At 62.4% G+C, this 255-nt stretch carries 1 protein-coding gene; it reads right to left on the bottom strand.

Annotated elements, in window-relative coordinates; all coding sequences use genetic code 11:
• On the bottom strand, positions 1-255 hold a 255-nt coding region (locus C5748_RS27625; protein ID WP_146119674.1), incomplete at both ends, for a hypothetical protein.

Raw genomic sequence — 255 nt, 5'->3', positions numbered from 1 at the left:
TCAAGCGTCAGATTTTCACCGACATTGATGAGATCGCTATCCACGCCCGCCGTGCCGGAAGGGCTGCCAAGCTCGAAATTGAGAGACGAGCCGGAGGCAAGCGTCAGATCACCGCCGATGGTCAGCATGCCGGGGCTGTTGCCCGCAGCAATCGCACCGTTGGTGACAGCAACATCGCCCGAAAGCGTGCCCGAACCGCCAAGCGTGCCGCCCGTCACATTCACCGCGCCGCCCAGCGTGTTGTTCACGCTCAAC

This window comes from Phyllobacterium phragmitis, assembly GCF_002980495.1.
In the GTDB taxonomy this organism is placed as follows: Bacteria; Pseudomonadota; Alphaproteobacteria; order Rhizobiales; family Rhizobiaceae; genus Paramesorhizobium; species Paramesorhizobium phragmitis.
Note: the sequence above shows the minus strand (reverse complement) of the source record. Positions and strands in the feature narration are given on the sequence as shown.